Raw genomic sequence first — 26,603 nt, 5'->3', positions numbered from 1 at the left:
GAAGGCCTAGGTAGAGACAAACTAAATGCTCAAATCTTCCCTATTTAAGTATCCTTCCAAGTACAATCCTCCCAGGAAGGCCTGGCCTACATTAATTCCATTATCTCCCCTGGGAACTTCGTAAGTTGTTAAGAACCTTAGCCCTCTCCCCTCTACTATCTTTCTTATCGTCTTAACTATTAGCTCATTGTACCCTACTCCCCCACCCAAAACGACAGTTTTAGCTCCAAACTCCTTAGCTTTCTCCACGCTAACTTCAGCAAATGCCCTAGCTAAGGCTAAGTGAACGGAGTAAGCTATGTCTTTAGGATTGGCCTTGCCCATCAGCTCAAGAACTTCCTCAAACAACTCTGAAACCTTTATTTCCTCACCTTCAATTGGAGCCGTGAGCTTTAGATCGTTCTTTCCTTGGTATGCAAAGCTCTCCAGCTTCATCGCAGGCTCTCCCTCATAGTGCCTCCTGTAGGAAACGTTCAAAAGTACCGAGAAGGCATCAAGCACCCTTCCCGTTGAAGAGGCATAGGCAACGTTTATCCCGCTGCTGAGTTGCCTCATAATTACCCTAAACTCTGTTTCCCCATACTTTAAGCTCTTTATTGCATTTGGACAGAACTCCCTTATGATTTTCTCAACTTCCTCTAAGTCGTGGTTTAAGCTGAGTATTCCAATTAAGGCCCTCAAGGGATAGTAGCTGGCCAAATCCCCTCCTGGGAGTGGATAATACTCTATGTGGGCCAACCTCTCCACATCTTCATAGCTTAGATATATTACTTCCCCACCCCAAGTTTTTCCGTCGGTTCCATACCCAACACCATCTAGAGCAATTCCAACAACTTCCTCCAAGTTGTGCTCAGCCATTACAGAGGCCACGTGAGCGTAGTGATGTTGAACTTGAAGGAATTCTGCCCCAAATTCCTCAGCGATCTCCATTCCCAGCTTAGTTGTGTTGTAGCTTGGATGCAAATCTGCAACAACTAGATCTAAGTTATCAACTCTCAATATCTTGAAGAAGTGCCTCACGGCTTCCCTCATAAACTCTAAAACTTCAATCTTTGATGTATCCCCTATGTACTGACTTGGATAAACTTTTCCATTCTTAACAACTCCGAAAGCATTCATTAACTCAGCACCAACTGCCAATCCTTTGTACTCAAATGGAATCTCTATTCCAAGTGGAACAAATCCTCTGCTCCTCCTAATAACAGCTCTTCTACCATCTACAAAGCGAACAACGCTATCGTCAGCTCTATTTGGAATTCTCCTATTGTGGAGCAAGAGGTAGTCAGCAACGTCCCTAAGCTTTTCAAATGCCTCTTCATTGTCCTTTATCATCGGCATCCCTGGGAAGTTTGCGGAAGTCATAACGTAAACTGGAGTCTTGCTCCAGTGGAATAATATGTAGTGGGTTCCAGCATAGGGAAGCATTACCCCAATTGTGTGAAGCCCAGGAGCGAGGTTTTCGGGAAGTGGGAAGGGCTCCTTCTTCTTCAAAGCCACTATTGGCCTTCTATAGCTTGTTAATTCTTCCTCCTCTTCGGGAGAAATATAGGCAAAAGTCCTTACAGTTTCTAAATCTTTGGCCATAATGGCGAAAGGCTTCTGAGGCCTAAAAATCCTCTTCCTAAGCTCGGCCACCACATCCTCTCTTGTAGCATCGCAGGCCAAATGAATTCCACCTATACCCTTTATCGCAACTATGTATCCCTTATCGATTAGTTTTGCCGCCTTTCTCAGGGGGTCTCCAATTATCTCATTTCCATCGCTCGTGTAAAGCCTATAGCTCGGCCCACAAGTTGGACATGCAACCGGCTCTGCATGATACCTCCTATTCAGGGGATCCTCGTATTCACTCCTACAGAACTCGCACATCGGGAATTCTCTCATCGCTGTGTTCTCCCTATCGTAGGGAAGATCTTCAATTATCGTGAACCTCGGCCCACAGTTTGTACATACTATGAAAGGATACATGTAGCGCTTGTCAGTTGGATTAAATAACTCCCTAAGACAGTCCTCACAAATAGCTATGTCCGGAGGGATTATTGAATCTCCCTCCCCCTTCTTTTCCGTCGAGCTTTTCTCTATGTAAAATCTGTCAAAGCCCTGAAGAGGAATTTCCTCCCTCTCAACCTTATCAATCCTTGCAAGTGGGGGTTTCTTCTTGTATAAATCCTTGATGAATGCCTCTATGTCTTCCTCCCTTCCCTCGACAACAATTTCAACTCCAGCATCGCCTAAGTTCCTAACGTATCCCCTCAAGTTGTGAGCATGAGCTATTCTATAAACGAAGGGCCTAAATCCCACGGCCTGAACTATTCCCTGAACGTGAATTCTATAAGCTTTCATTCTCTCCCCCAGATACATCTCCGAATTTGGAGCCTTTATAGGTTTCTAAAACCAAAAGTTAGAAACAGAAGGGGGATTTTCAACCTTTGGTTAAACACCCTCATCACAGATCATGCCCTTTTCTTTACATCTTCCCGCCTCAAGCTGGACAGTTACATGGGTTATTCCAAATCTTCTAAGCCTCTCCGCGATAACATCTATTATTTGCTGGGCCTCACTTATCAACATGTCATTAACTTCAACATGGCACTCAAAGTGAACCTCCTTTTCTCCCACCCTCCAGGCATGAAAGTGATGAGCATTCTTAACCCCTGGAATGCTTTCAATTTCCCTCTTTATCTCATTGAAATCTAGATTAGGAGAAGCTTCCATAAGCACTTCAACGCTTTCCTTGAGAATTTCATAAGCTTCGCGAAGGATGTAAATTGAGATTAGCGCGCTAAGGAGAGGATCAACCCAAATGGCATTCCACTTGATTATTGCAATACCCCCCAGAACAACAGCTACTGATGACAAGGTATCGCTTAGGAGATGGAGATAGGCGGAACGAACGTTGATGTTCTCGTGAGAATGCTCGTGAAGGAGAAGAACGGAAATCAAATTAGCTAGAAAGCCAATCAAAGCAACTGAGAACATTAAAGGCCCATTAATCGGTTCAGGAGTCTTGAATCTCTTATATGCTTCTACTATGAGGAAAAGGGCAACTCCCACAAGAATTGCTGAATTTACAAATGCGACCAGAATTTCGGCCCTTTTATACCCGAAAGTATATTTCTCGTTTTTCTCTCTTTCTCCTATTTTTATGGCAATGTAGCTTGTTAGTATGCTCATAGAATCGCTGAAATTGTGAAGGGAATCACTAAACAAGGCTAAACTTCTGGAAACTATGCCTCCAATGATTTCAACTAAGGCTATCCCCATATTGAGGGCAAAGGAAATTATCATTCTTCTTTTGAGCCTTTCCCCACTCTCTTCCATTGCTTCTCCACTCAAATTCCCAAACAGTGATATAAAAGATTTTCGAACGTTAAGATCTTCATAGAAAACTTCCAATGGAGTACTTGTTCATAGTCACGTATAAAATAGTTCGGAACCAGAACTTTTGCTTTTAACTTTCCAAAAGCCTTATAAGAACTATCGAAAACTTTTGGAGAAGGTGTAAGTATGCCATGCTATAACCTGAAGAATAAAGTGGCGATTGTAACTGGCGGTGGTCAGGGGATTGGAGCAGCAATAGCCCAGCTTTTTGCTGAAAATGGGGCTAAAGTAGTTTTGGCCGAGATAGATGAAGAGGCCGGATTGGAGAGAGAAGCAATGCTCCGTGAAAGGGGGCTGGATGTTACTTTTATAAAAACTGATGTCGCGGATGAAGAATCCGTAAAAAACATGGTTAAGAAAACCGTTGAATTGTATGGAGGAGTTGATATACTGGTTAATAATGCTGCAATAATGTCTGTAAAGAGCATTTTTGAAAGAACGCTCGAAGAGTGGGAGAGGGTCATAAGGGTGAACCTGACGGGGCCCTACATATGCTCCCGCTATGCTGCGGAGGAGATGATAAAGCGCGGAGGAGGAGTCATCATAAACATTGCAAGCACAAGGGCTTTAATGTCCGAACCGGACACTGAGCCGTATTCTGCTTCTAAGGGTGGTCTCCTGGCACTAACGCACTCTTTAGCAATAAGTCTCGCAAAGTACAGGATTAGGGTTGTGGCTGTAAGTCCTGGGTGGATAGAGACTTCGCGTTGGAAGAAGTCAAAGCTGCGCTCCGAGCCAAAGCTAAGGCCCATAGATCATGAACAGCATCCAGCTGGAAGAGTTGGAGACCCAATGGACATAGCCCACATCTGCGCCTTTTTAGCTGACAACGAAAAAGCCGGCTTCATAACGGGCGTAAACTTCGTCGTCGACGGAGGAATGACAGTCAAAATGATATATGCAGACTAATAAATTATTCTTTTTTTCCATATTCCTCACTACTTATTCAGCAAAGAAATTGTTTAACAAGGTGTCTAAGATGGGATTATCAAGCAATAAACCATCTATAGTCCTTTTTCTTGTTATTGTTCTCTTATCACCTATGCTCATTGCAAATGAAACCACTAAATTCTCCTCAGACAATACGCCTAGGCGAGAAGATGTGTATCTTCATGGGAAGTCGAATATACCAAAAATTCAGGCCGTCTACTGCTTACCATGGAATAAAAGGGGCATTTTGGGATTCATAGTCCAACGAAGACATATTGATATAGTGGAAGGGGACATAATATGTATTTTAGAAGTCAGTTATATTGTCCCAGATAGAAATAAAATTATTCCCCCCACAATTTTCTCCGCAAATGTGAGTGCTGGAACTAAAAGATTAACAATTAGTTTTAGAGTCGAAGGAGAAGAGCAAACTAGAACTAATATAACGGTGTATCCTGTAAAATATTTGTTCCTGCAAGAAGCCGGATTCTCCCAGGAGAGTCCAAAGAGTGTTAATCTTAATGGAAGTGGAAACTACACCGTTTCAATTCCAGTCTCAGGCGGGAGAGAGTACCAAGTCATAATTAACTCATGTATTCACGATATGTGTAATAAGACTGTTCTAAGAACTCCTTATGTTAGAGAGTATGAGGATTTAGCAGAGCAACTCGCTGAAAAAGGAATTGTACTCAGCACAACCTACATGCCCTGGGACATGAAAAATATCTTGAGAGAAAACTAGAGAAGGGGTGTTCCACTCTTGGGAAAATATCACGCTATAGAAGATATAGTCCAATGGAAGCATATTGACTGGGCAAGAGGTCATGGAATATATATTTTTTGGGTCGATTGGACAAACTACATTCATACTTCAGATGGCCGGAGGATCCAGGAAATAACCCGTAAACTATTGGATAAGGGAATGAACGTTGGAGTAATGATAGGTGCCCAAGTAGATATGCATTTCACTAAGGGATACCCTTCCGTGGACCTAAGTGATCCGTGGAACAAGAATGTTTTGTTAGAAGTCGTGAGAATGGCCATCCCACTTATGAAGCACCCTAACTACTATAGGATCAACGGAAAACCTGCAATCTTTATATGGAATGAAGCGATATTTTACAACAGAGCAGAAGCCTATAGGGAAATTAAAGAAATGGTAAAGAGAGATCTTGGTGTCGAACCATATATAATAGCAGATGTTTTACCAAGAATTATGGCCGACCGAAAAGTAATCCCAGGAACTCCTGAAGGAGAGTGGTACATTCGAAACCTCCTATTAAGGAAAAACGATGGGGGAGATAAATTTATAGATGCATATACGTCATGGATAGGCTTCTATTCTGTTCAGGGAGAAACTGCGCTAACGCCTAGGGAAATTGAAATGTATTCAAAACTATACAGAGAACATGTAGAAGCTTGGAGTAGCTATACAAATGGTAGAAATAAATGCTTTATTCCCACAGTCAGTCCTGGGTTCGATAGAACATTTGACAAATCCTTCAACCAGCAGTTTCCAATACCAAGGGATCCAAAAAGGTTTGCCGAGATGCTAAAAATAGCTCTAGATTCCTTGGGAAACTGCAAAGAGATAAGAATAGATACTTGGAATGACTTTTATGAGGGGACATTTATAGAACCCTCTGTGAGTGATGGCTTTACGTACTTAGAAGTGCTTGAAGAGTTTATAAAAGAGCTAAAGGAAAATTAAAAAAATAAAGAAGCTTCAGGAGAAATGCGTTTAAGAAATAAAAAATATCCTAGGATATCTACTTTTCCAAATCTAGGAGATCACCAACATTCACTTTCTGCCCATTTGAGTTAACTGCCGCTTCTATAACTGCGAGATCTTTCAGAGCCTCTAGCGGACTGCCAAGAACATTTTCTCTCTTCCCTTTCACGACATAGTAGAAGTCCTTAAACTCAAGCTTATAGCTATCCTCTGGCTTAACATAAATACTTTCTCCATTGAGAACTATCCTATCCCACTCTATAACCATTCTCCCCTCCGTACCAACGACCTCGAATCTATCCTTTCCCTTAATTGGATATCCAGCAGTGTAGCTACCCACTACTCCACTTTCGAATTCTAGTATGGAAGAAATGAAATCCGGCCCTCCTAACAACGGAGATATGTCGCGAACAACGGCAGAAACCCAAACAATGTCGCCGAAAATAAGTCTCATAGCCGCCACATGATGAACTCCACCATCTGAAAGATAACCTCCTATATGTTTGGGCTTTTTTCTCCACTCTGTATGAACGTAGGGATTGCTCTCGTCCATCCCAACCCATATGTGCCAACTCATAAAAATCGGATCACCGATTTTGCCCTTCTCAATAAGCTCTTTTGCCTTCCAGAAAACGGGGATATGCCTAAAGTTCTCAGCTATATATACAACAACATCTGAACTTTCGGCTATTTTCACGATCTCTTTTCCAGTCTTTGTGTCTGTAGAGATGGGCTTTTCGCATATTACATGAACTCCACTTTCAACCGCTTTCTTTATAAATGGAAGATTTAACTCAACTGGAAGTGCTAGATCAACGGCATCTACTTCTCCAGATTTAAGGAGCTCATCATAGCTTTCAAAAACCTCCACTCCTCCCAAAAGCTTAGAGCATTCTTGGGCATGAGCTCTTGTTCTACTCGTAACTGCAGTCACCTCAAACAACTCAGAAAGCTTCTTTAAAGCTGGAATGTGGAGAGTTTTTGCTGCAATTCCACAACCAACTAATCCTAATTTAACTTTTCTCATGACTTTACCCCCGATGGCATTTAATCTAACTTGATGACATCTCTTACTTTTCTTCTTACCTTCACTTTAATTATTTTTGTCTCGAATATTGCTCTCTCCCTGGGACAATCAACTGGAGTTAAGAGGAACGTTTATTCCCTTATTGGCTAAGAAAAGAGCAACTTTTGAACCTGCTCCGTATGGTTCATTCTTGTAAGGATTTTTCAAAACTTTCACGTCTTTCTAATGTAAATGTTTCCGCCCTCGCAAGATGTCTTCAAGATCAACCTCAATCTTTTAAGAAGATTTAAATGGCAAACAAGCTTTTTCTTCCTATAATTTCCTCTCTACTCTTTCCAGCTTTTAAATCCTCTATAAGCTTTAGAACACGACGCTTTATCTCATCTCTAACTTCTCGATACTTTTCTATTGGCTTTCCATAAGGATCTTCCAGTCCCCAATCCCAAGTCTTTTCAGGTGGGGCATATGGACATTTATCTAGACATCCCATTGTTATGACAATGTAAGCTTTATCTGCCATTTCCGGAGTATAAAGCTTTGGTTTTTGCCCCTCTAAAGAAATTCCTATTTCCTCCATGACCTTCTTTGCTAGGGGATCAATGTCATCAGCTGGCTCAGTCCCAGCGCTCATTGCTTTAAATCTTGGATCATCGTTATAATAATTGAAGAATGCCTCTGCCATTTGACTCCTTGCAGAGTTCTTTACGCAAACAAATAGGATGATTTTTTCCTCCATAATTACCCCCTAAGCATAAAGAGATTTTGTAGCTTAAAGCGTTTTTCAATAGAGGATATATTGAGCTATATAGAACCTTACAACCATTGGTTTAGGAAAGATTTTTATTTGAAAGTTTTTTCAATTCAAAAGGGATGAAAATGGGCGAGAAAAAGGGGTTAAGCTTCTTTGAAAAGTATCTCTCACTTTGGGTTGCTCTTTGTATAGTACTCGGCATTCTAATTGGAAAATTCATGCCATCCCTTCCCAGAACACTTTCAAAGCTCACAATAGCAAACGTAAATATGGCAATAGCAGTACTAATTTGGGCAATGATTTATCCAATGATGGTCAAGGTTGACTTTTCAGCAATTAAGAGAGTGCACAAGGGCCAAATGCTCAAGGGATTAATTGTTACTTGGGTAACCAACTGGTTAATAAAGCCATTCAGTATGTTCCTAATAAGTTCATTCTTCATAGGCACTATTTTTTCAATGAAGCTTGGCCTCATTGATCCCTCTCTTGCCAAGGAGTACATAGCAGGTGCAATACTTTTGGGAGCTGCACCCTGTACTGCGATGGTTTTCGTGTGGAGTTATTTAGCTGATGGAGACCCCCTCTACACTTTAGTGCAGGTAGCAACAAACGACATTATAATTCTCTTCGCATTCGCTCCAATAGTTGGTTTCCTCATGGGTCTTAACAAAGTTCCAGTTCCATATGATACACTCCTCCTCTCCGTAGTACTCTTTGTTGTAATCCCACTGTCCGCTGGCTACCTTTCAAGAAGATACATTTTGAAGACAAAAGGACACAAATGGTTTGAGCAAGAGTTTCTTCCAAAGCTTAGCACAATATCAATAGTTGGATTGTTGCTCACTTTAATTCTGCTGTTCTCGTTCCAGGGAGAGATAATCCTCGAAAATCCACTCCACATTGCCCTCATAGCTATTCCCCTAACAATACAGACGTACTTTATATTTGCAATAGCCTATGGATGGGCATGGATCTGGAAACTCCCACACAAGGTTGCCGCTCCAGCATCATTCATAGGTGCAAGCAACTTTTTCGAACTGGCCGTAGCAGTTGCAATAGCCTTGTTTGGTTTAGATAGTGGTGCCGCTTTAGCTACAGTAGTAGGGGTCTTGGAGGAAGTTCCAATAATGTTAAGCCTTGTATGGATAGCAAATAAGACAAGACACTTTTTCACAGCAAAATTTGAAACTGGAAGTGGGAGCAAAGCCATGGCGCTTACTGAGGAATAGTTTACCTTACTACCCATATTGTCCAAACCATGAAGATATACGTAAGGATACTTACAAGCAAATGAACCTTTATCCAGTGCTGTTTTTTCTTGGATAAGAATATGAACGCTCCGCTAAGCATTGAAAAGTTCATTAATACAAAAGTTATGTATCCAAGGGTAGCATGATCAAAACTAACCATTTTTCATACCCTCCCAACCGGGAATATATACAGAGGAGCGCCATTCGTTCCAAGTATTCTTGCAACTTCCTCGTCATGAAATGCTCCAACGGCCACAGTTCCCAGGCCCAGGGCTGTAGCTTGTAGGTATATGTTCTGGCCTATGTGGCCTGCTTCCATATGAACGTATCTAACACCTCTCTCCCCATAGTATTTGGTCGTCCTCTCATAAAAGGCCACAAGCACGATGTCTATTGCTGCGTTACCTACCCATTCTTGTCCTAAAGCTGCCTCTTGAAGCTCTTTTCTGAAATCCCCCTCCTTTATTAAGGTAAGACTGTGCTCAAAGGGGTTATAGTGATATATCCCAGGCTTTAGTCCTTCCACATTACCAACGATAACGAATATTTCAAAGGGATACGTTGCTCCTGCACTTGGAGCTGCCCTTTTATCTTCATGTGTTATACCTTGTGCAGCCCATAGCAATTGACCAAGCTCTTCTATCTTTAGAGGATCATTTTTGTATGTTCTGATGCTCCTTCTTTTTGCAATGGCCTCTTCAACACTCACTGTTCCTTCAGTTTTTGGAGGGGGTAAGATTATCTTTTCTCCTGAGTATACTATTCCCCGTTCTCTTGGAGAATAAGGTTTTAGCAGGAGAGCAACTGAAGATACAATAACTAAAACAACGACGAATGTCGAAATTTTTCGATAGCTCATATTAGAGTTTATTGTCATATAGCTATATTACTTTTTTGCCTACATGGAAAAATTACAGCAAAGCACCATATTTGTAAAATATGTGACAAGTTCCTTCGTACGAGACCATACAGGGGCCTACTGGATGTCTTGGCGTGCATGTCTTTCCAAAGTGTTGGCACTGGGTTGGCAGAGCCAATCCTCTAAGGACTGCTCCACAGAGGCATCCCTTCTCAAGATCTGGGAGCTTTGGAACCTCGGGATTGTAATAAGTTCTAATTTCTAGCTCCTTCCACTCTTTCTTAAGTTCCAATCCGCTCCTTGGAATTACTCCTAGGGCCCTCCACTTTGCATCTTTAACTTCAAAGTACTTCCAAATCAGTTCTTGGGCCTTGACATTTCCTTCCCACTTTACAACTCTATTATACTCGTTGATTATTTTCGCTTCTCTCCTCTTTACAAGCCTAATGAGAATCAGTATTCCAAGTAGAACATCAACTGGCTCAAAACCGGCTACGACTTGAGGAATTCCAAACTTTTCTGTGAGATACGCCCATCCTTTCACCCCAATTATTGTAGAGACATGACCAGGATCTATTAAACCGTGAAAAACAGTCCCCGCATTTAGGAGAGCTTCAACTGCAGGAGGGGTTAACCTATGAACGGAATAAATCTTAAAGTTCTCTAGCCCCTCTTCCACAATGCTCTCAAGCATTCCAGCTGTTGGAGCGGCGGTAGTCTCAAACCCAGGAGAAAAGTGCACTACAAGCTTATCTGGATTTTCTTTGGCTATTTTGTAAGAATCATATATAGAGTAAACTATCCTCACATCGTAACCCTGACTCTTTAAGTCTGCAAAGCTTCCTATTGGAGTTGGAATTCTATACATGTCACCAAAAGTAGTGAGAATAATTTCTTCCCTCTCCTCTCTCGCAACTTTCATAATTTCCATCATCTTCACTATGTCCTCAACGGGGGTTATACAGACGGGACATCCTGGGCCACTCATGATTTTTACATTTTCTGGAAGAAGTGATCTGATTCCACTCCTAGTTACTGTGTCCTCATGAGTCCCACAAACGTGCATAAACCTCAGTTCTTCCATTCCTTTAGCTTCCTCTTTAATTTTTTCTAAAATCTTTTGAGCTACAGCTTTGTCTCCAAATTTTTCAAGCATTTACTCACCCCCAATTACTGAGAAAACTTCTTCCCAGGCTTCAAGAATTTCTCTAGCTCTCCTCTCATCTAACTTTTCTATAGCAAAGCCAGTGTGAACTATAACGTAATCGCCAACTTTAACATCACTCAAAAGATCTAACCTAACCTCTCTCTTTATCCCCCCAAAATCAACTATTCCAACGTTACCTCTAATCTCAACAACCTTTCCTGGGACTGCAAGACACATTTTATTCTCACCATTAGAGGGTTTGATTTAGACTTTTTAGGGGTTTTTGAAACTTGAAGTTTTCAACCTTTTCCCTTTTCTTAATCCCTTTAATAATACACACATTTATTCGAAATATTTTCGACTTTACACAACTTTTACTTAAAATCATTCGAAAAATTATTTCCAATTTAAATGAAAATCGTTATAAATGTCTAGATTGAGTATTATCTCGAAATAAAACATTCTGAGGTGATCAAAATGGCCGAGAAAAAAAGGAGAAGGGTTGTAATTCTGGGTGCTGCGGGTAGAGACTTCCACAACTTCAACGTCTTTTTCAGAGATAACCCAGATTACGAGGTTGTTGCCTTCACTGCCACCCAAATTCCAGATATAGAGGGGAGAATATATCCCCCAGAGCTAGCTGGTGAACTGTATCCAAATGGAATTCCAATTCTACCAGAAGATGATTTGGAAAAGATAATCAAAGAGCATGATGTTGACATAGTGGTTTTCGCGTACTCTGACGTTTCTCACGAACACGTCATGCACTTAGCAAGTAGAGCCCACAGTGCTGGGGCTGACTTCTGGCTACTTGGACCAAAGAGCACAATGCTAAAGTCAAGCAAGCCCGTTGTAGCCGTAACTGCAGTCAGAACAGGATGTGGAAAGAGCCAGACCTCAAGAAAAGTGGCCCAAATCCTCCAAGAGATGGGATTCAAGGTAGTTGCAGTCAGACACCCAATGCCCTACGGTGATCTAAGAAAGCAAGTTGTTCAGCGCTTTGCGACCTTTGAGGACCTCGACAGATATGAGTGTACAATTGAGGAGAGAGAAGAGTATGAGCCATACCTAGAGAGAGGAATGGTAGTATACGCTGGAGTTGACTACGAGAAGATACTGAGGGAGGCAGAGAAAGAGGCCGACATAATCCTCTGGGACGGTGGGAACAACGACTTCCCATTCTTCGAGCCCGACTTATGGATAGTTGTCACTGACCCACACAGACCTGGTCATGAGTTGACACACCACCCAGGTGAAACAAACTTCAGAAGTGCTGATGTTATTATAATCAATAAAATAGACACAGCCCCACCAGAGAACATACAGAAGATTAGAGAGAACATTGAAAAGATAAATCCAAATGCTATAGTCATTGAAGCAGCATCACCAATCTTCGTGGACAAGCCAGAGCTAATCAAGGGTAAGCGCGTTCTCGTAGTTGAGGATGGTCCGACCCTCACCCATGGTGGAATGAGCTTCGGTGCAGGTTACATAGCAGCCAAGAAGTTCGGAGCTAAGGAGATAGTAGATCCAAGGCCATACGCTGTTGGGTCAATAATTGAAACATACAAGAAGTACCCACACCTAAGCAACATACTCCCAGCAATGGGATACGGCAAGAAGCAGATCAAAGAGCTAGAGGAAACAATTAACAGAGCAGATGCAGACGTTGTCGTTATGGGAACTCCAGTAGACCTAAGAAGATTCATGAACCTCAACAAGCCTGCAGTAAGAGTCAAGTATGAGCTTGAGGAAATAGGCAAGCCAAAGCTCAGAGACGTTCTTGAGGAGTGGGTAAAGAAGTGTGAAAAGCTCAAGAAGTAAAGTATCTTCCCTCTATTTTCTTTGTTTCGCCTCTTTTCTTTAAATTTGAGACAACATTTTGACTACACCTTAAGCTTTTATTTAAACATTTTGAAACCATTAGTTCATCATCTTCCTACAAAAAGATTTGCTTCAAAAACGAAAAGATTAAAATATCTATGTCCATAAATTTACCTTAGTAAGTGCGTTTTGCCATGTATAATCTTATGGTGAGGTATTATGGTAATAGATGAAATATTAGAGTTAGTACCCTCGATACCAGACCCATTCGTTAGGGTATTAACATATGGGAGAATAGGAGTATATTTGTCTAAAATAAAAGATCCCAGGGCAGGAAAAGCATTCAGAAAAGCTTTCGAAGAATTATCAAAAATAGAAGATCCTTATATTTTAGTAAGAGCTCTTCTCGCCATTGGATATTCAACAAGTTTAGCAGGGCTTAAATCAGCAAAGAAAGCATTTAGAGAGGCCATATCATCGGCACAACTTCTTCCAGAGGAAATTCAGGACATTGTAAAAGCCGAAGCAATCGATTATTTGCTTTCATTAAAAGACACTGACGAAGCGGTATTTTATGCCGTGGAGATTAAGAACAAGAAGCTTAGAAACAAAAAACTTCTTGAAATACTCGAAAAAGTTTTAGAAAATTTGGAAGGGGAAAAACTAAACAAAATATATAAAAGAAGGAAAGTACTCCTAATTCTCGAAACTATTGAGGAGCCCTATAGAGAGGAGGCAATAGTCAAGTCAATTAAACCACTACTTTCACTAGGAGAATACAAGCTTGTTCTTGAGTTAATAAACTCTATAGGGAGCAAACTCTGGATAGCACAGGCATTAAATGAGGTTCTAGAATTTTTGAAGAATAATGAGGAAAACTCAGAAATAGTAAAAATTTTGATAGAAGAGAGTGAGGAGCTGGCTAAAAAAGTGGGAGAAGATATAAGGGAAGATATTGCCTACATATTTGCAATTCACGGATTTATCCAACAATCGATTGAAGTATTAAAGACAATACCGCCCACCACGCAAAGAATAATAGTTAGGGAAATTCTAACTTCTCTACTTTCTAAAGAAGACTTAGATAAGCTGAAAATTTTAATGGAAAGCCTTCCCCCTGATATGGTCCTAATGGTTAAGGATATCATATTTAGGATTCTAGAGAGGGGTTCTCCCAAGATGGAGCCAATGATTCAAGTCCTCCTCGAGAAAGAGGGAATAAGCGAAGACATACTAGTAGGAATAACAAAGTATTATTTAGAGCTCAACAACCTTCAACAGGCAGTTAGAGTAATAAAAAGAATTAATAGCGAACGGCACAGGTCAGTTGCCTTAGGATTCCTAGCCCATTATCTCATTAGAATTGGGCGTGTTGGAGATGCTATTGACGTTGTTTTGAATATTAAAGATAGAGGTATTGCTTCAAAACTTGCTTCCGAACTTTTAGTAAAAGTGGTAGAGGGGAAAGTCAATGAGAAGATTAATACTAAGAAGGAAGCTATTGCAAGATAGAATATTCATTCTAGATCGAATCCTCGAAGGACTATCTAAGAAAACCCTAAGAGAGGAGAGCATAGACGAAGCATACTTAATGCTAAAAAGAATTCTAAAAGAGACAACAGATCAAAGGTTATTGGAGGCCTTTGAGAGCATTGTTACTGTTAGGGCCACGTTAAAAAACATTAATGAAGAAGAGGCAAATAAGCATATAGAAAACGCTAGGGAGATGATAAAAAGGTATCTAGAGGGGAAGAAATATGATTGAAACCATCACTATAAGGACTTCCAAAGAAGTTGAAATAATAGATATAACGGAAAAAGTCCAGGAAATCGTTAGAAAAAGTGGCATCGATAATGGAATTGCCGTTGTCTATACTAGGCATACCACCACAGGAATAATAGTAAATGAGAACGAGCCAAGGCTCCTTAACGACATAGAAAATATTCTCTCAAAATTAATTCCCAAAGGTGCAGGATACAGACACGATTCTATAGATAACAACGCCCACTCTCACCTCAGAGCTATAATACTTGGCCCAAGCGTGACTATTCCAATAGTAAATGGCCAACTTATGTTAGGAACTTGGCAGAGCATTCTCTTTGTAGAGTTAGATGGACCCAGGAGAAGAGAAGTTTATGTAAAAGTATGTAAATGTTAACCTCCGCTTACGGGAGGAAATACTCCAACAACATCCCCATCCTTTAACTCTTCATCCCAGCTTACATACCTTCCATTTACGGCAATGTTAACATCGGCATCCTCATCGTATCCTTCTCCAAAGACCTCCTCCTTAAATTTTTCATGTCTTTTCTTTATTTCTTCTATCAAGTCCCTAACTCTAGCTCCCTCTGGAAGCTCAATCTCCTCTTCATCAACTCCTGCAAGTTGCCTAAATCTAGCAAAGTACTTAACCTTAACCTTGACCATACTATCACCTCCTAAAACGAGAACAACGTTACCGTTACTTCTTCTCCCTCATCAAGGCTTTCTACATTCTCGGGAATTTCCACAAAACCATCTGCCTCCACAAAGCTTGTGACTGCTCCGCTTCCCTTCAAGATAGGAACCGCTACATCTCCCTCAAGTTTAACTGGGAGGAATTGTCTTCTTCCCTTTACCGAAAATACTTTATGCTTAATTTTCGCCTTAACCTTCTTAATTTTTCCTTCCCTTCCAAGTAGCCTCAAAAGCAGGGGAGCAACTAAGAGGGTGAAGTTTGTTAAGCAACTTGTTGGATACCCAGGAAGACCAAAGACTGGTTTACCATCTATATCACCTATTATTGTGGGTTTACCTGGCTGAATTGCAATTCCGTGAACTTTAACTTCTCCAAGCTCCTCTATTACCGACGCTGTTAAGTCCTTCATTCCCCCACTTGCCCCCCCACTAATAACGATAATATCTCCAACTTCTAAGGCTTGAAATATCATTTTTTTGAGGCTTTCTTTATCATCTTGTGCTATTCCAATGAATATTCCCTCTCCCCCTATTTCATTTACGGCATCAACTATTGCCCTACCATTTATGTCGTATATTTGCCCAGGCTTAAGCTCTTCACCTGGGAGAACAATTTCATTCCCCGTACTTATGACCGCAACTTTAGGCTTTTTAAAGACCTTTACTTTTAAAAATCCTACAGCAGAAAGCAGGGCAGTTTCTTTAAACGTCAGCTTAGTTCCTTTTTTAATTAAAAGCTGACCCTTTTTTATGTCAGTTCCTTTCTTCATGACTCCTAACCCTGGGTATGCAGGCTTGTAAATTCTTATAGTGTCTCCTTCTCTCTCCACTTCTTCAAAAGGTATTACAGCATCTGCATTCTCTGGTAGCATTGCCCCAGTTGTAATGTAGACTGCCTCTCCCCTACTAAGCTTTACTAAAGGCTCCTCTCCTGCATGAACATTACCAATTACTTTAAGTTCCACTGGATTGGCCTCACTGGCCATAAAAGTGTCCTCCGCCCTAACGGCATATCCATCAACAGTTGATCTATCGAAGGGGGGAATATCTAGGGGAGAGTAAATATCCTCCGCAACTATTCTCCCCAGTGCTTTATCTAGTGTAACTTCCTCACTCTCTATTTCAAGTTTAAAGCTATTGATTATTGAAAGTGCTTCCTCCAGTGACACTACCTTCAGAAATGCCATATTATCAACCTCCAAGTGCTCGGCAGGTGGCGCCGGGGCGGGGATTTGAACCCCGGTGGGCGAACGCCCACGGGATCTCGAGTCCCGCGCCTTCCCTGGCTAGGCTACCCCGGCGCTCCCAATTTCTTCATACCTGGGAATTTATAAAGTTTAACTCATTCAGTTGTTACTATCACAGAATCTTTTTCAACAATGATTGTGTGCTCAAATTGCGTCACAATACCATTTCTAATTTCTTTGAGCACGGGGTATCCATATATGGATCCAGCCTTTTCAAGGGTTTTTAAGGCCAATTTAAGCTGTCCTTCGGGCATCTCGTTCTGAAGCCACCTGTAGGCAAAAGGCAAGGTTTTATACTCTCTCTTTATCTTAGCCAAAAGGAACCTAGCTTGGACCATTCTAACTGGAGCATCTCTAACATACATGTAGATTAAGGTTGGAGGAACCTCAATTACTTGACCAGCCCCTGTAGTGGCAAAGGGCTCAATTGCAAAAACATCTCCTTCCTTCAGAACATAGTTGTCGTGGGGCCTGTAAATGTTTGGGATGCTAATTCCCGCATGAAGCTTATACCTTTCTATCTTATGTCCACTTAGGTTAACTATTGGGTTAAATCCTCTCTTTCTAATTTCATTCTCTATTGCCTTCCCTAGTTCCTTTATCTCTACTCCAGCCCTAGCTACAGAGATTGCAGCGTTTAATGCTTCTTTGGCAGCCTCCATAAGCTCGTCTTCCTCCATCCCAACCCTGACTGTAACCGCAGTGTCGGCAATATATCCATCTATGTGAACCCCCACGTCGATCTTTAGATAATCCCCCTCTTTCAGAACAGTAGTATCTCCCTTGTAAGGAGTATAGTGAGCTGCAATTTCATTAATTGATAAATTTACTGGGAAAGCAGGTTTACCCCCAAGTTCCATTATCATCTTTTCTATAGACTCTGCAAGTTCTAACAACAACATCCCAGGTCTAGCAAGTTTAATAGCTTTCTCTCTTACTTTTTTTGCTATTTCTCCGGCTTTCATAAGTTTTTCAGTATCCATTAGCTCACCCTAATTTAAAGATAAAGGAAAACTTTAAAGACTTTTATGTCTAAATTTTCCAAACCTTAACATATACTCCAGAAGAATCTAACTGAGAGTCTCGTATTATTCTCCATTTTCCTTCAAAAAAAGCACAAGAGTGAGTATTATTGCCTACCAATGAGACGTAGTATCTTCCATTTGTGACGCTTGCGAAGACGTCTTGAATTTTATCTAGGGGGAGCGTATCTTCAAAAACTACTTCACCTCCCGAAAGGAAAAAGTAAATCCCAAGAGCAGTGTCGAAATCTCTCACTATTTTAGTTAAAAGAGCTTCAAATGGCATCTTAAGTTTTAATGGATTGTCGAGTAATTTTGGGATAAGCTCTAATATTAAATCCTCGGGAGTTCTATACTTTTTCACGGGAATAGAAAACAGAATATGAACTTCATCATTTATGATAATCTCCTCCTCATTATTCTCAACATCTCCTATCACATAAATTTCCGAGAATATTCCGTCCCTTAAACTGAACACACCAACAACTCTTGGATGTATATATTCTTTTACTTCTCTCCAGACTTCTCTTATTTTATCAAAATCCGTCATTGAATGAGCTACACTTCCTATTTCTTCATGAGTTTCAAATGTCCTAATACTTCCATACTCCATTTCCATCAGTATCGCTCTTGAGACTATGATTTATAAACCTTTCTTTAATTGATATGAAAATTCAATTCTATCTTGTTTTTGTAATAATAATAAAAATCTAGAAGAGATCAAAGAAATTTATACTTAATGTTGTAATTAACTCTTGCTCCCTACAACTTGTTCCCACTTTTTTCTAGTTTTCTTTAAGCACCCAGGAGGCATTAGATCTCTCTCGGGACAATAGCCAAACTGAATGCACCTAGGCCCAAGTTTAGCCCACTTTATTATCGGCCTTATATCATCCCTCTTCGCCATCTCCTCTAACATCTTCCATGCAACTTCCCTAATCTCCCATTGAGCCCTTTCACATAGTCTAAGGCCAAAGAAGTGCTTCAATTCTCTCAAGTTCATCGTCACAATTATCTTCGTTTTCACAGCTTGAGGAAGAATGAATCGAGCATCTTCCTGGTGAACTCCCCTATTTATGCTCTCCTTGTAAAGGCTTATTGTCTCAGCCATGACCTTCTTCCATTTTTCATAAAGCTCTCTATCTTTCTTTATCGATTCAGGAATTACAAACGTTTCCTCAACGTTCTCCTCGTCAAGAACAATGTAACGCTGGCTTTGCTGGGTGTAGCTGGCTATTCTATGCCTCACAAGTTGATGAGTACAAACCCTACTACAACCTTCGATTGAGAAAGTAAACGTTGCATGCTCCAAAATGCTCTCATGACCATAACCCAATATCCGAGGGAGATGCTTTTCTACATCATTCTCACTTATCCTTTCAAATGATTCCGTGCTCCATTCCCCCCAATAGCTTATAAGGGCAGCCCAAGTTATTGTTTCTAAGGGCCTCTTTGTATAGTTAACGAGCGTAACACGAACCATTTCTTACCCCCCACTTCATGTCCTTCAATATCTTGATATGGTTTTCCATACTAACCCCTATGAAAAGATCATAAGTGGCATAATAATCCACTAAGTAAACTTTTGCCATTATTATGATTAATTGACGATCAAAAAGTTTTAACCCTAGTTCCCACCATCTGTGAAGTTGTATAATCTGTCCAGATTCACGGCCAGAATCGCCCCTAAAATCCTGACAACCAACCCCCTCAAACTAACACTCCTGCTCGGCTTCAGAAGAAACTCAGAAAACTTCGAAAACAAAGTCTCAATCCTCCTGCGAAAGTCAGACAAGTACTTGTAAAACTTCTTCTCCTCCAGATTACTAACCTGATTCTCCCGCTTCACCGGCGTGTAAACAACGCCAAACTTCAGGAATTCCTCCTGAAGTTCTCTACTAACATACCCCTTATCCAAAAACAGAAAACAGCCAGAAAACTCCTCAACAATCACCCAGAACTTTTCCCTGACAACACTCACATCATGCTTATTCGCCGGATCAACAGACAGTAAAGCCAGCAAATTTCCATCAGAGTAACAGGTCAGCTTGTACCCATAGTAAAACTTTTTTTAGAGGGAACAAACCCAACTGCGGGCTTTTCAGAGATGATTTCTGAAGAACCCTTCTTCTCCTTCCTGTTTTTTCTGGCCAACTCCTTGGTCTGAATGGGTTTTGAGTCCAGTATTCTAACGTATTCTCTGGCGTGTTTTTTGAATAATTCTTCCTGCGCTAGGAGCAGGAGTTTTTCGTGCCTGTTCAAGCGTTCTGTTAGTTTGTTGTACCTGATTTTGGGGAACAGCTTCATTTCTTCGATTAGGACTCTGTAAGCGTGCTTGTAAACTCCTCCGAAGTGCAGGTGGGCTAGTATTGCGAAGGTTATCAGGTCGTAGAGGCTGATTACTTCCCTGCGAGTGTTTTTCGGGTAGTGTTTGCTGACTATCGGATAGATTTCGGATTTTATGATCAGGATTTCCTGCTGAAAGTTCATAACAACCACCAACCAATCAAAAAAATTTAAGTACTTAATAATTCTAACGACCTGATGGGAACTAGGGTAAAAGTTTTATGTAGTTTTATTACTATTCATGATTTGGTGAATACACTATGTCCAGAAGAAAATTCTTAGTTAGAGTCCTATTGTTGATATTCTTAAGTGGGAACATGGTAAATGCTCTGAATTATTTGGCGAGCAATGAAGATTCGATAACCAGAATACTGGGCTACGATGTCTACAAGATCGAAGGCTCTGGAAATTACACTATCTATTACCCACTCCCCAATGGAAGCATTAAAGTCTTAAAAAGGGGAAAAGCAGGGGGCATTTTCCCAGTTTTCGTTAAAGTTCCTAGAGAAGAGTGGGTAGGAAAGCTTTCGACATCCGGAGAAGCCCTTTACGCACCTCCAACCCCACTAATCCTATACATTACCCCAGATGGAAAGTTAGGAGTTAAGAGTATTACCGCAAGTAGGATTAGGCTTGAGAATGAAGAGGACTTAAACTTAAAAGACTTAAACTTAAAAGGGAGTTACCAAGCCCAGTCCTCATGCCCAAATGGTTGGATCGACTTTGGAGGGAGGTACTGCTTAAGCCCCAACTGGGATTTCCACTTTGAAAGCAACGCAAAAACAAAAACCTTTGACGAATGGATAACAATAACGGGGCTAAAAATAGAGAATAACGTGGCAGAAGAAGTATACTTTGCCTGGGATTTATCTCTTAGTAGTAGTACTTATAGTTACTGGACGATTGGGATTGATGTTGGTCCTTTCACAGTGCTCAGCGTATCCAAGGGGCATAAGTTTGAAGGACAAGCGTTATATATAAGTTACCAGTCTAAAGGGCCTTTGGTGGTTGATTCAGACACTTGGGAGCGTTATCTTAGTATTAGGGTTGAGTATATTATAGTTCATTCCAAGGTTCCTGCTTATGATAAACTTGCCAGGGAGTACGTGTGGATAGAAATTGCGCAGACATATCCAGTCAAAATACACAGCACTGGGGAATACACAATAAGGGAGTCTTCTACAAGGGGGATTTACTTTACAGAGTCTAATGGGAATAATCCTCCGAGGATTACTACAACTCCCAACATCTGGAGCCTCCCAAAGGAAGCGGAGTGGAAGAGGACGTGGATTAGCAATACTGGAGACTGGGAGGATGCTATTTATATTAAACAATCTCAAAGTTATTCATTCTCTTCCACTTCCAGCTTGAGTATCCCGATTGGTTATGCTGGTGGTAGGTATCTCTCGAGTATTAGTCCAACTCTTGGAAGGCTTGCAAGTGCATTAAGCTTGACATTTGGATTCTATAAATACATGAATGTAGCATCATATGCAAAATATAGCGTCGATATTAAGCCTAGAAGGGATTGTTATGCTATGTACAGTATTTTGAATGTTAAAGTTGGGGAGAGTGGGCCCAAAGTTGAGGTTCCACTCGTGTTCGGTGTCATTACTGACGGCAAAACCCCAACACCACCCTGCAACCCAGAAACAAACTTATGCATCACCACCACAAATAAAATCAAAGAAACATAATCACCCCTGTAGAAGCTGAGCGCTCTTCTTCAATTTCTTCTCTTTTCCCTATTCTGTATACAAAGGGAGGTTTGACAATATACAATTCGTTTAATTCGCTCGTATTCGCAATTTTAAAGGATTCAGATCAGAATTGTATACATAAGCCTCGGAACTGTAGGTTTTGACCATATTAATGTTCATCAACAGGGAGGAAGAGCTAAATCTTTTGAGAGAGACGATTGAAAAAAGAATTGAGGAGTGGGGATGATTAGTGTGGGAATTAGAGGATTTTGGGGCTTTGAATCAAGGTTCTCACCAAAAAACATTACTATGGTTGAAGTTTGAATAAAGCAGATTAAAACTTCTCTCTGGTGTCAAGTTATTGATCAAAGACCTTTATATTTTGCTTGCCCTTACAAGAAAAGCATTGATAAAGACTGCAATAAATCCGAAAAGGAAAAGTAATAGATATGGTAATGGACGAGAAGATAGTCCTATATACCTCCCAGGAGATCGCAGAAGAGCTGGATCTTAAGCTGTTATCAGAAAAGTGTTGAAATACGTGGGGGCCGCTCCCTACCTATAATGTTATCTTGCCAATCTCACCGCAAGGTTTAAAAATTCTTAATAAGCATAGAGTTTCGAGTATGGACCGGTAGCCTAGCCAGGATAGGGCGGCGGCCTCCTAAGCCGCAGGTCCGGGGTTCAAATCCCCGCCGGTCCGCCAAGTTCTTTTTAGACTTTTTTTGAGATTATTTTCTTGGGTACGATCAAGAAACTTATGATATTTAGGATAACTTTTAGGAGAACTTCAAAATCCTCATAATTCCAAAAAAATATCATGAAAGCTTTAAATTTTAAATAGTATGATATTAATTGTAATCACTTGGTGATAATATGAAAGCGAAAGTTGTTATTAATCTGGTAAAGATAAATAAAAAAAATAATTCCAGATAAAATATATGTATATAGGCTCTTTAATGACCCAGAGGAAGAACTTCAAAAAGAGGGATATTCTATTTATCGCCTTGCATATGAAAACGTTGGTATTGTTATTGATCCAGAGAATCTGATTATTGCCACCACAAAAGAGCTTGAATATGAGGGAGAATTTATTCCCGAGGGTGAAATATCATTCTCGGAATTGCGTAATGACTATCAGAGTAAACTTGTCTTAAGATTGTTGAAGGAGAATGGAATAGGTGAATATGAATTATCGAAACTTCTTAGGAAGTTTAGAAAACCAAAAACTTTTGGGGATTATAAGGTCATTCCAAGCGTTGAGATGAGTGTGATAAAGCATGATGAAGATTTTTATTTAGTAATTCATATAATTCATCAAATACAATCAATGAAAACACTGTGGGAGCTTGTAAACAAAGACCCTAAAGAGCTTGAAGAGTTTTTAATGACTCACAAGGAAAATTTAATGCTGAAGGACATTGCGTCACCACTTAAAACTGTTTATAAGCCTTGCTTTGAAGAGTATACTAAAAAACCAAAACTTGATCATAATCAAGAAATAGTAAAGTACTGGTATAATTATCATATTGAAAGATATTGGAATACTCCAGAAGCTAAATTAGAGTTTTATAGAAAATTTGGCCAAGTTGATTTAAAACAACCTGCAATTCTAGCGAAATTTGCATCTAAAATAAAGAAAAACAAAAATTACAAGATATATCTCTTGCCCCAATTAGTTGTCCCAACTTATAACGCCGAACAATTAGAAAGTGACGTGGCGAAAGAAATTTTAGAATATACAAAACTGATGCCAGAAGAACGTAAAGAGCTTTTAGAAAACATCCTTGCAGAAGTTGATAGTGACATTATAGACAAATCATTAAGTGAAATTGAAGTAGAAAAAATTGCACAAGAATTGGAAAACAAAATAAGGGTTAGAGATGACAAAGGGAACAGTGTACCAATTTCTCAATTAAATGTTCAAAAATCTCAATTACTACTTTGGACGAATTATTCACGAAAATATCCAGTTATATTGCCTTATGAAGTTCCAGAAAAGTTCAGAAAAATACGGGAGATACCAATGTTTATAATTCTAGATTCAGGACTTCTTGCCGACATTCAAAATTTTGCAACTAATGAATTCAGGGAGTTAGTAAAGAGCATGTACTATAGTCTTGCCAAAAAATACAATAGTCTTGCCAAAAAAGCAAGGTCAACAAATGAAATAGGATTACCCTTTTTAGACTTTCGTGGGAAAGAAAAGGTTATAACTGAAGATTTAAACTCTGACAAAGGTATTATAGAAGTTGTGGAGCAGGTATCTAGTTTCATGAAAGGAAAAGAACTAGGCCTAGCCTTTATAGCTGCAAGAAATAAACTTTCATCTGAGAAGTTTGAGGAAATTAAAAGGAGACTCTTTAATTTAAATGTAATATCTCAAGTGGTTAACGAAGATACTTTAAAAAATAAAAGAGACAAATACGATAGAAATCGACTTGATCTATTTGTCAGACACAACTTACTTTTTCAAGTATTATCTAAACTTGGAGTAAAGTATTATGTGCTAGATTACAGGTTCAATTATGACTACATCATTGGAATTGATGTTGCTCCCATGAAGCGTTCTGAGGGATATATAGGTGGTAGTGCCGTAATGTTTGACTCTCAAGGTTACATACGAAAAATTGTCCCAATTAAAATTGGTGAACAAAGAGGAGAATCAGTTGACATGAATGAGTTTTTCAAAGAAATGGTTGATAAATTTAAAGAGTTCAATATTAAGCTAGATAATAAGAAAATACTACTTCTAAGAGATGGAAGAATTACTAATAACGAAGAAGAAGGGCTCAAGTATATTTCCGAGATGTTTGATATTGAGGTGGTCACGATGGACGTGATAAAAAATCACCCTGTGAGAGCCTTTGCTAATATGAAAATGTACTTTAACCTAGGTGGTGCAATATACCTAATCCCCCATAAGCTCAAACAAGCTAAAGGAACACCAATACCAATAAAGTTAGCCAAAAAGAGGATAATTAAGAATGGAAAAGTCGAGAAGCAGAGTATCACTAGACAGGACGTCTTAGATATCTTCATTTTAACTCGTCTTAACTATGGGAGTATTTCTGCTGATATGCGGTTGCCAGCACCCGTTCACTATGCTCACAAGTTTGCAAATGCAATCAGAAATGAATGGAAAATAAAAGAAGAGTTCCTTGCTGAGGGATTTTTGTATTTTGTTTGACATTAACTTTTTCTATTTAAACAATTTCTAACCTCTATCAGTCTCAATCCCTCCATAAAACTCTTTTCTTAATTACTTTGTCTTCTAAAAGTCTAACCCTTTAGTATGAGATATAGTAAATTGTATGCTTTCCCTGAACTCCTTGGCTACCTTCATTATCTCTCTTAATCCTTCAGTAAGCCTGAGAACTAGAACTAAATTCCTCAACTTATAGCCTTTTTTTATAGTTCCCATAATATTTTTTGCTCAAAGGCTATTTTCCAAACTTCAGTGTATTCCCAAATAAATTGTCTATGCTCCTATGTTCTTAAAAGGACAGTAAAAGAGATATAAAAGGTTTCCTGTTCTCGGGAGAACAGGAGCTGTAAGTTGACTCTAATAACGTATTAGTCTGGAATCTTAAAATCGGGAGGTTCTAGAGAAAGATAAAAAAGAACTCTCAAGTTGAAACTTCTCAGAAATATATTGAAACGAAAAAATATTTTTAATGCAGTATGGAAAACTTAATCTGGCGATGACGAAGGGTGACGTCCCTGAGTGGTGATGAAGCCCGCGATAGCTGAGCAATTCTTTTAACTATTGTTTTTGATTTAAATGTGGGTGCTTAACAATGAAGACTTTTCTCACCGAGCAACAGATAAAGGTGCTAATGTTGAGAGCTAAAGGATATAAGCAGAGTGAAATTGCAAAAATTCTTGGAACAAGCAGGGCAAACGTTAGCATTTTAGAAAAGAGAGCTATGGAAAAAATTGAGAAAGCTCGAAATACATTACTGCTCTGGGAGCAGATAAACTCAAAGGTGATAGTGGAAATTAAAGCTGGAGAAGATATATTTAGTATACCCGAAAAGTTCTTCAAAAAGGCAGACAAAGTAGGAGTAAAGGTTCCTTACAGTACAGCTGAAATCATAACGTTTTTAGTTGAACATGCGCCAGTTGAAGATAGGCTTGCTAAGAGGGATTTTGTGCTATTTCTAGATTCAAAGAATAAGTTAAGAATTGGTGATTGCCTAGTCATAGAAGAGATTAAAGAGGATTAAACTATTAGTAAAATCTCTACTTCTAAATTTTATGAATCCCTGATCAGCGTCTATTGTGACGATTAAGGACAGTCAAATAAAAAGGAAAGTTAAAGAGCAAGCATTTCTTTCGCTGTCTTTACTCCCAAGTCAAAAGCTCTCATGTTGATCTCTACAGCTTTTGGAGGAACACTAAGCTTTATTACATCTCTTACATGATCCTCAGACAATGGGAATCCTGGGGTTTGTGTCAATGCTCCAATCAAAACAACGTTTGTCGTAACAACGTGTCCAGCTTCTATAGCGAGCTTTTCTGCATCAAATGCCAGAAATCTCCCCCCAAAATCCTCTTCCACGATTCTCTTTATCTCCTCTAGGCTTGGATATCTTGCAATCCCCATAGAAACTTGAACTGGTGGGATTGGCCTGGCATTTGTAAATACAAGACCTCCCTTCTTTAAGTAGTTAATGTACCTCAAAGCCTCTACAGGCTCAAAGCTAAGTATAACGTCTGCCTTTCCCTCTGGGACCATTGCACCATACACTTCCTCTCCAAAGCGGACATAAGCTATAACGCTACCAAAACGCTGGCTCATTCCGTGAATCTCGCCGACTCTAACCTTATATCCAGCCCTAAGAGCGGCCCAACCAAGAATATTAGCAGCAGTTAGAATTCCCTGTCCTCCAACTCCAGTGATCACAATGTTATACTCCTTCAGGC

26 protein-coding genes, 2 tRNA genes, 1 other RNA gene and 1 pseudogene are annotated in these 26,603 nt (G+C 39.9%); 14 read left to right on the top strand and 16 right to left on the bottom strand.

Going from position 1 to position 26,603, the window contains the following annotated elements:
- Positions 1-21: 21 nt before the first annotated feature.
- Together hypF and ACMFNG_RS05900 are read right to left on the bottom strand one after the other, a co-directional pair.
- On the bottom strand, positions 22-2,343 hold the full coding sequence (hypF, locus tag ACMFNG_RS05905) for a carbamoyltransferase HypF (RefSeq protein WP_014835167.1): 2,322 nt from the start codon (positions 2,341-2,343) through the stop codon (positions 22-24).
- A 90-nt stretch (positions 2,344-2,433) separates the two neighbouring features.
- Entirely contained in the window at positions 2,434-3,321 is an 888-nt protein-coding gene (locus ACMFNG_RS05900) for a cation diffusion facilitator family transporter (protein ID WP_011011676.1), read from the bottom strand.
- A gap of 186 nt (positions 3,322-3,507) precedes the next feature.
- Here ACMFNG_RS05900 and ACMFNG_RS05895 point away from each other — a divergent pair, with 186 nt between their 5' ends.
- The 3 genes from ACMFNG_RS05895 to ACMFNG_RS05885 all read left to right on the top strand — a co-directional run bounded on the left by ACMFNG_RS05895 (position 3,508) and on the right by ACMFNG_RS05885 (position 6,022).
- Entirely contained in the window at positions 3,508-4,290 is a 783-nt protein-coding gene (locus ACMFNG_RS05895; protein ID WP_011011675.1) for an SDR family oxidoreductase, read from the top strand.
- A 133-nt stretch (positions 4,291-4,423) separates the two neighbouring features.
- Positions 4,424-5,053, top strand: coding sequence for a hypothetical protein (locus ACMFNG_RS05890; RefSeq protein WP_143522489.1), 630 nt, complete (start codon positions 4,424-4,426; stop codon positions 5,051-5,053).
- An 18-nt stretch (positions 5,054-5,071) separates the two neighbouring features.
- Positions 5,072-6,022, top strand: a complete 951-nt coding sequence (locus tag ACMFNG_RS05885) for a glycoside hydrolase family 99-like domain-containing protein (protein WP_048059037.1) — start codon at positions 5,072-5,074, stop codon at positions 6,020-6,022.
- 58 nt (positions 6,023-6,080) lie between these two features.
- On the opposite strand, the gene ACMFNG_RS05880 is transcribed toward ACMFNG_RS05885, so the two are convergent.
- Together ACMFNG_RS05880 and ACMFNG_RS05875 are read right to left on the bottom strand one after the other, a co-directional pair.
- Positions 6,081-7,070 carry a Gfo/Idh/MocA family protein gene (locus ACMFNG_RS05880; RefSeq protein ID WP_011011672.1) on the bottom strand — a complete coding sequence of 330 codons (990 nt, stop codon included), beginning with the start codon at positions 7,068-7,070 and terminating at the stop codon, positions 6,081-6,083.
- Between the two features lie 286 nt (positions 7,071-7,356).
- Complete coding sequence (locus ACMFNG_RS05875; RefSeq protein ID WP_011011671.1) at positions 7,357-7,806, bottom strand: arsenate reductase ArsC; 450 nt, start codon at positions 7,804-7,806, stop codon at positions 7,357-7,359.
- Between the two features lie 140 nt (positions 7,807-7,946).
- Between ACMFNG_RS05875 and arsB the strand changes: the two genes are divergently transcribed.
- Positions 7,947-9,050 carry an ACR3 family arsenite efflux transporter gene (gene arsB / locus ACMFNG_RS05870; RefSeq protein ID WP_014835165.1) on the top strand — a complete coding sequence of 368 codons (1,104 nt, stop codon included), beginning with the start codon at positions 7,947-7,949 and terminating at the stop codon, positions 9,048-9,050.
- Between the two features lies 1 nt (position 9,051).
- On the opposite strand, the gene ACMFNG_RS05865 is transcribed toward arsB, so the two are convergent.
- From ACMFNG_RS05865 to ACMFNG_RS05850, 4 genes are read right to left on the bottom strand one after another with little or no spacing between them, the layout of a single operon-like run.
- A complete protein-coding gene (locus ACMFNG_RS05865) occupies positions 9,052-9,231 on the bottom strand; it encodes a hypothetical protein (RefSeq protein WP_011011669.1) in 180 nt (59 codons plus the stop codon).
- Between the two features lie 3 nt (positions 9,232-9,234).
- A complete protein-coding gene (locus ACMFNG_RS05860) occupies positions 9,235-9,930 on the bottom strand; it encodes a SagB/ThcOx family dehydrogenase (RefSeq protein WP_430515103.1) in 696 nt (231 codons plus the stop codon).
- 52 nt (positions 9,931-9,982) lie between these two features.
- Positions 9,983-11,086 (bottom strand): hydrogenase formation protein HypD, encoded by a 1,104-nt coding sequence (gene hypD, locus ACMFNG_RS05855; protein WP_430515102.1) that lies wholly within the window; start codon positions 11,084-11,086, stop codon positions 9,983-9,985.
- Positions 11,087-11,314: a HypC/HybG/HupF family hydrogenase formation chaperone gene (locus ACMFNG_RS05850; protein WP_288072633.1), complete on the bottom strand. Its 228-nt coding sequence runs from the start codon at positions 11,312-11,314 to the stop codon at positions 11,087-11,089.
- Between the two features lie 240 nt (positions 11,315-11,554).
- Here ACMFNG_RS05850 and ACMFNG_RS05845 point away from each other — a divergent pair, with 240 nt between their 5' ends.
- From ACMFNG_RS05845 to ACMFNG_RS05830, 4 genes are all read left to right on the top strand, one after another.
- Positions 11,555-12,901 (top strand): cyclic 2,3-diphosphoglycerate synthase, encoded by a 1,347-nt coding sequence (locus tag ACMFNG_RS05845; RefSeq protein WP_011011665.1) that lies wholly within the window; start codon positions 11,555-11,557, stop codon positions 12,899-12,901.
- A 219-nt stretch (positions 12,902-13,120) separates the two neighbouring features.
- Complete coding sequence (locus ACMFNG_RS05840; protein ID WP_011011664.1) at positions 13,121-14,413, top strand: hypothetical protein; 1,293 nt, start codon at positions 13,121-13,123, stop codon at positions 14,411-14,413.
- Positions 14,373-14,666: a hypothetical protein gene (locus tag ACMFNG_RS05835; protein ID WP_011011663.1), complete on the top strand. Its 294-nt coding sequence runs from the start codon at positions 14,373-14,375 to the stop codon at positions 14,664-14,666. Before ACMFNG_RS05840 ends, ACMFNG_RS05835 begins: the two co-directional genes overlap by 41 nt.
- Positions 14,659-15,060, top strand: a complete 402-nt coding sequence (locus tag ACMFNG_RS05830) for a secondary thiamine-phosphate synthase enzyme YjbQ (RefSeq protein ID WP_011011662.1) — start codon at positions 14,659-14,661, stop codon at positions 15,058-15,060. The genes ACMFNG_RS05835 and ACMFNG_RS05830 overlap by 8 nt, the downstream gene beginning before the upstream one ends.
- Here the strand turns inward: ACMFNG_RS05830 and ACMFNG_RS05825 are convergent.
- The 7 genes from ACMFNG_RS05825 to ACMFNG_RS05795 all read right to left on the bottom strand — a co-directional run bounded on the left by ACMFNG_RS05825 (position 15,057) and on the right by ACMFNG_RS05795 (position 20,127).
- The gene (locus ACMFNG_RS05825; RefSeq protein ID WP_011011661.1) at positions 15,057-15,329 is read right to left on the bottom strand and encodes a ubiquitin-like small modifier protein 1; all 273 of its coding nucleotides are present in this window, start codon (positions 15,327-15,329) and stop codon (positions 15,057-15,059) included. The genes ACMFNG_RS05830 and ACMFNG_RS05825 overlap by 4 nt on opposite strands.
- Before the next feature lie 11 nt (positions 15,330-15,340).
- Positions 15,341-16,546: a molybdenum cofactor synthesis domain-containing protein gene (locus ACMFNG_RS05820; protein ID WP_430515101.1), complete on the bottom strand. Its 1,206-nt coding sequence runs from the start codon at positions 16,544-16,546 to the stop codon at positions 15,341-15,343.
- 27 nt (positions 16,547-16,573) lie between these two features.
- A tRNA-Ser gene (locus ACMFNG_RS05815) sits at positions 16,574-16,660 on the bottom strand.
- A gap of 41 nt (positions 16,661-16,701) precedes the next feature.
- Complete coding sequence (gene map / locus ACMFNG_RS05810) at positions 16,702-17,589, bottom strand: type II methionyl aminopeptidase (RefSeq protein ID WP_430515100.1); 888 nt, start codon at positions 17,587-17,589, stop codon at positions 16,702-16,704.
- A gap of 49 nt (positions 17,590-17,638) precedes the next feature.
- The gene (locus ACMFNG_RS05805) at positions 17,639-18,247 is read right to left on the bottom strand and encodes a hypothetical protein (RefSeq protein WP_430515099.1); all 609 of its coding nucleotides are present in this window, start codon (positions 18,245-18,247) and stop codon (positions 17,639-17,641) included.
- A 129-nt stretch (positions 18,248-18,376) separates the two neighbouring features.
- Entirely contained in the window at positions 18,377-19,111 is a 735-nt protein-coding gene (thyX, locus tag ACMFNG_RS05800; RefSeq protein WP_430515098.1) for an FAD-dependent thymidylate synthase, read from the bottom strand.
- 144 nt (positions 19,112-19,255) lie between these two features.
- A protein-coding gene (locus ACMFNG_RS05795) for an IS982 family transposase (protein WP_430515260.1) occupies positions 19,256-20,127 on the bottom strand; the annotation gives its coding sequence in 2 pieces (ribosomal slippage) (positions 19,256-19,701 and positions 19,701-20,127; 873 coding nt in all).
- 107 nt (positions 20,128-20,234) lie between these two features.
- On the opposite strand from ACMFNG_RS05795, the gene ACMFNG_RS05790 reads away from it, so the two are divergent.
- The 6 genes and pseudogenes from ACMFNG_RS05790 to ACMFNG_RS05765 all read left to right on the top strand — a co-directional run bounded on the left by ACMFNG_RS05790 (position 20,235) and on the right by ACMFNG_RS05765 (position 25,903).
- Positions 20,235-21,671: a hypothetical protein gene (locus tag ACMFNG_RS05790; RefSeq protein ID WP_011011655.1), complete on the top strand. Its 1,437-nt coding sequence runs from the start codon at positions 20,235-20,237 to the stop codon at positions 21,669-21,671.
- Between the two features lie 631 nt (positions 21,672-22,302).
- Positions 22,303-22,380: transfer RNA gene (locus tag ACMFNG_RS05785), tRNA-Arg, on the top strand.
- 207 nt (positions 22,381-22,587) lie between these two features.
- A pseudogene (locus ACMFNG_RS05780) lies at positions 22,588-22,725 on the top strand (argonaute domain-containing protein); the annotation flags it as partial.
- Positions 22,726-22,836: 111 nt separating this feature from the next.
- Complete coding sequence (locus tag ACMFNG_RS05775; RefSeq protein ID WP_430515097.1) at positions 22,837-24,864, top strand: Piwi domain-containing protein; 2,028 nt, start codon at positions 22,837-22,839, stop codon at positions 24,862-24,864.
- A 510-nt stretch (positions 24,865-25,374) separates the two neighbouring features.
- Positions 25,375-25,430: C/D box small nucleolar RNA (locus tag ACMFNG_RS05770), an RNA gene on the top strand.
- Between the two features lie 44 nt (positions 25,431-25,474).
- Positions 25,475-25,903 (top strand): Tfx family DNA-binding protein, encoded by a 429-nt coding sequence (locus ACMFNG_RS05765; RefSeq protein WP_011011652.1) that lies wholly within the window; start codon positions 25,475-25,477, stop codon positions 25,901-25,903.
- Between the two features lie 89 nt (positions 25,904-25,992).
- Here ACMFNG_RS05765 and ACMFNG_RS05760 read toward each other — a convergent pair whose 3' ends face one another.
- On the bottom strand, positions 25,993-26,601 hold the full coding sequence (locus ACMFNG_RS05760; protein ID WP_048192917.1) for an indolepyruvate oxidoreductase subunit beta: 609 nt from the start codon (positions 26,599-26,601) through the stop codon (positions 25,993-25,995).
- Positions 26,602-26,603 lie beyond the last annotated feature (2 nt).

This window comes from Pyrococcus woesei (assembly GCF_050496105.1).
In the GTDB taxonomy this organism is placed as follows: Archaea; Methanobacteriota_B; Thermococci; order Thermococcales; family Thermococcaceae; genus Pyrococcus; species Pyrococcus furiosus.
Note: the sequence above shows the minus strand (reverse complement) of the source record. Positions and strands in the feature narration are given on the sequence as shown.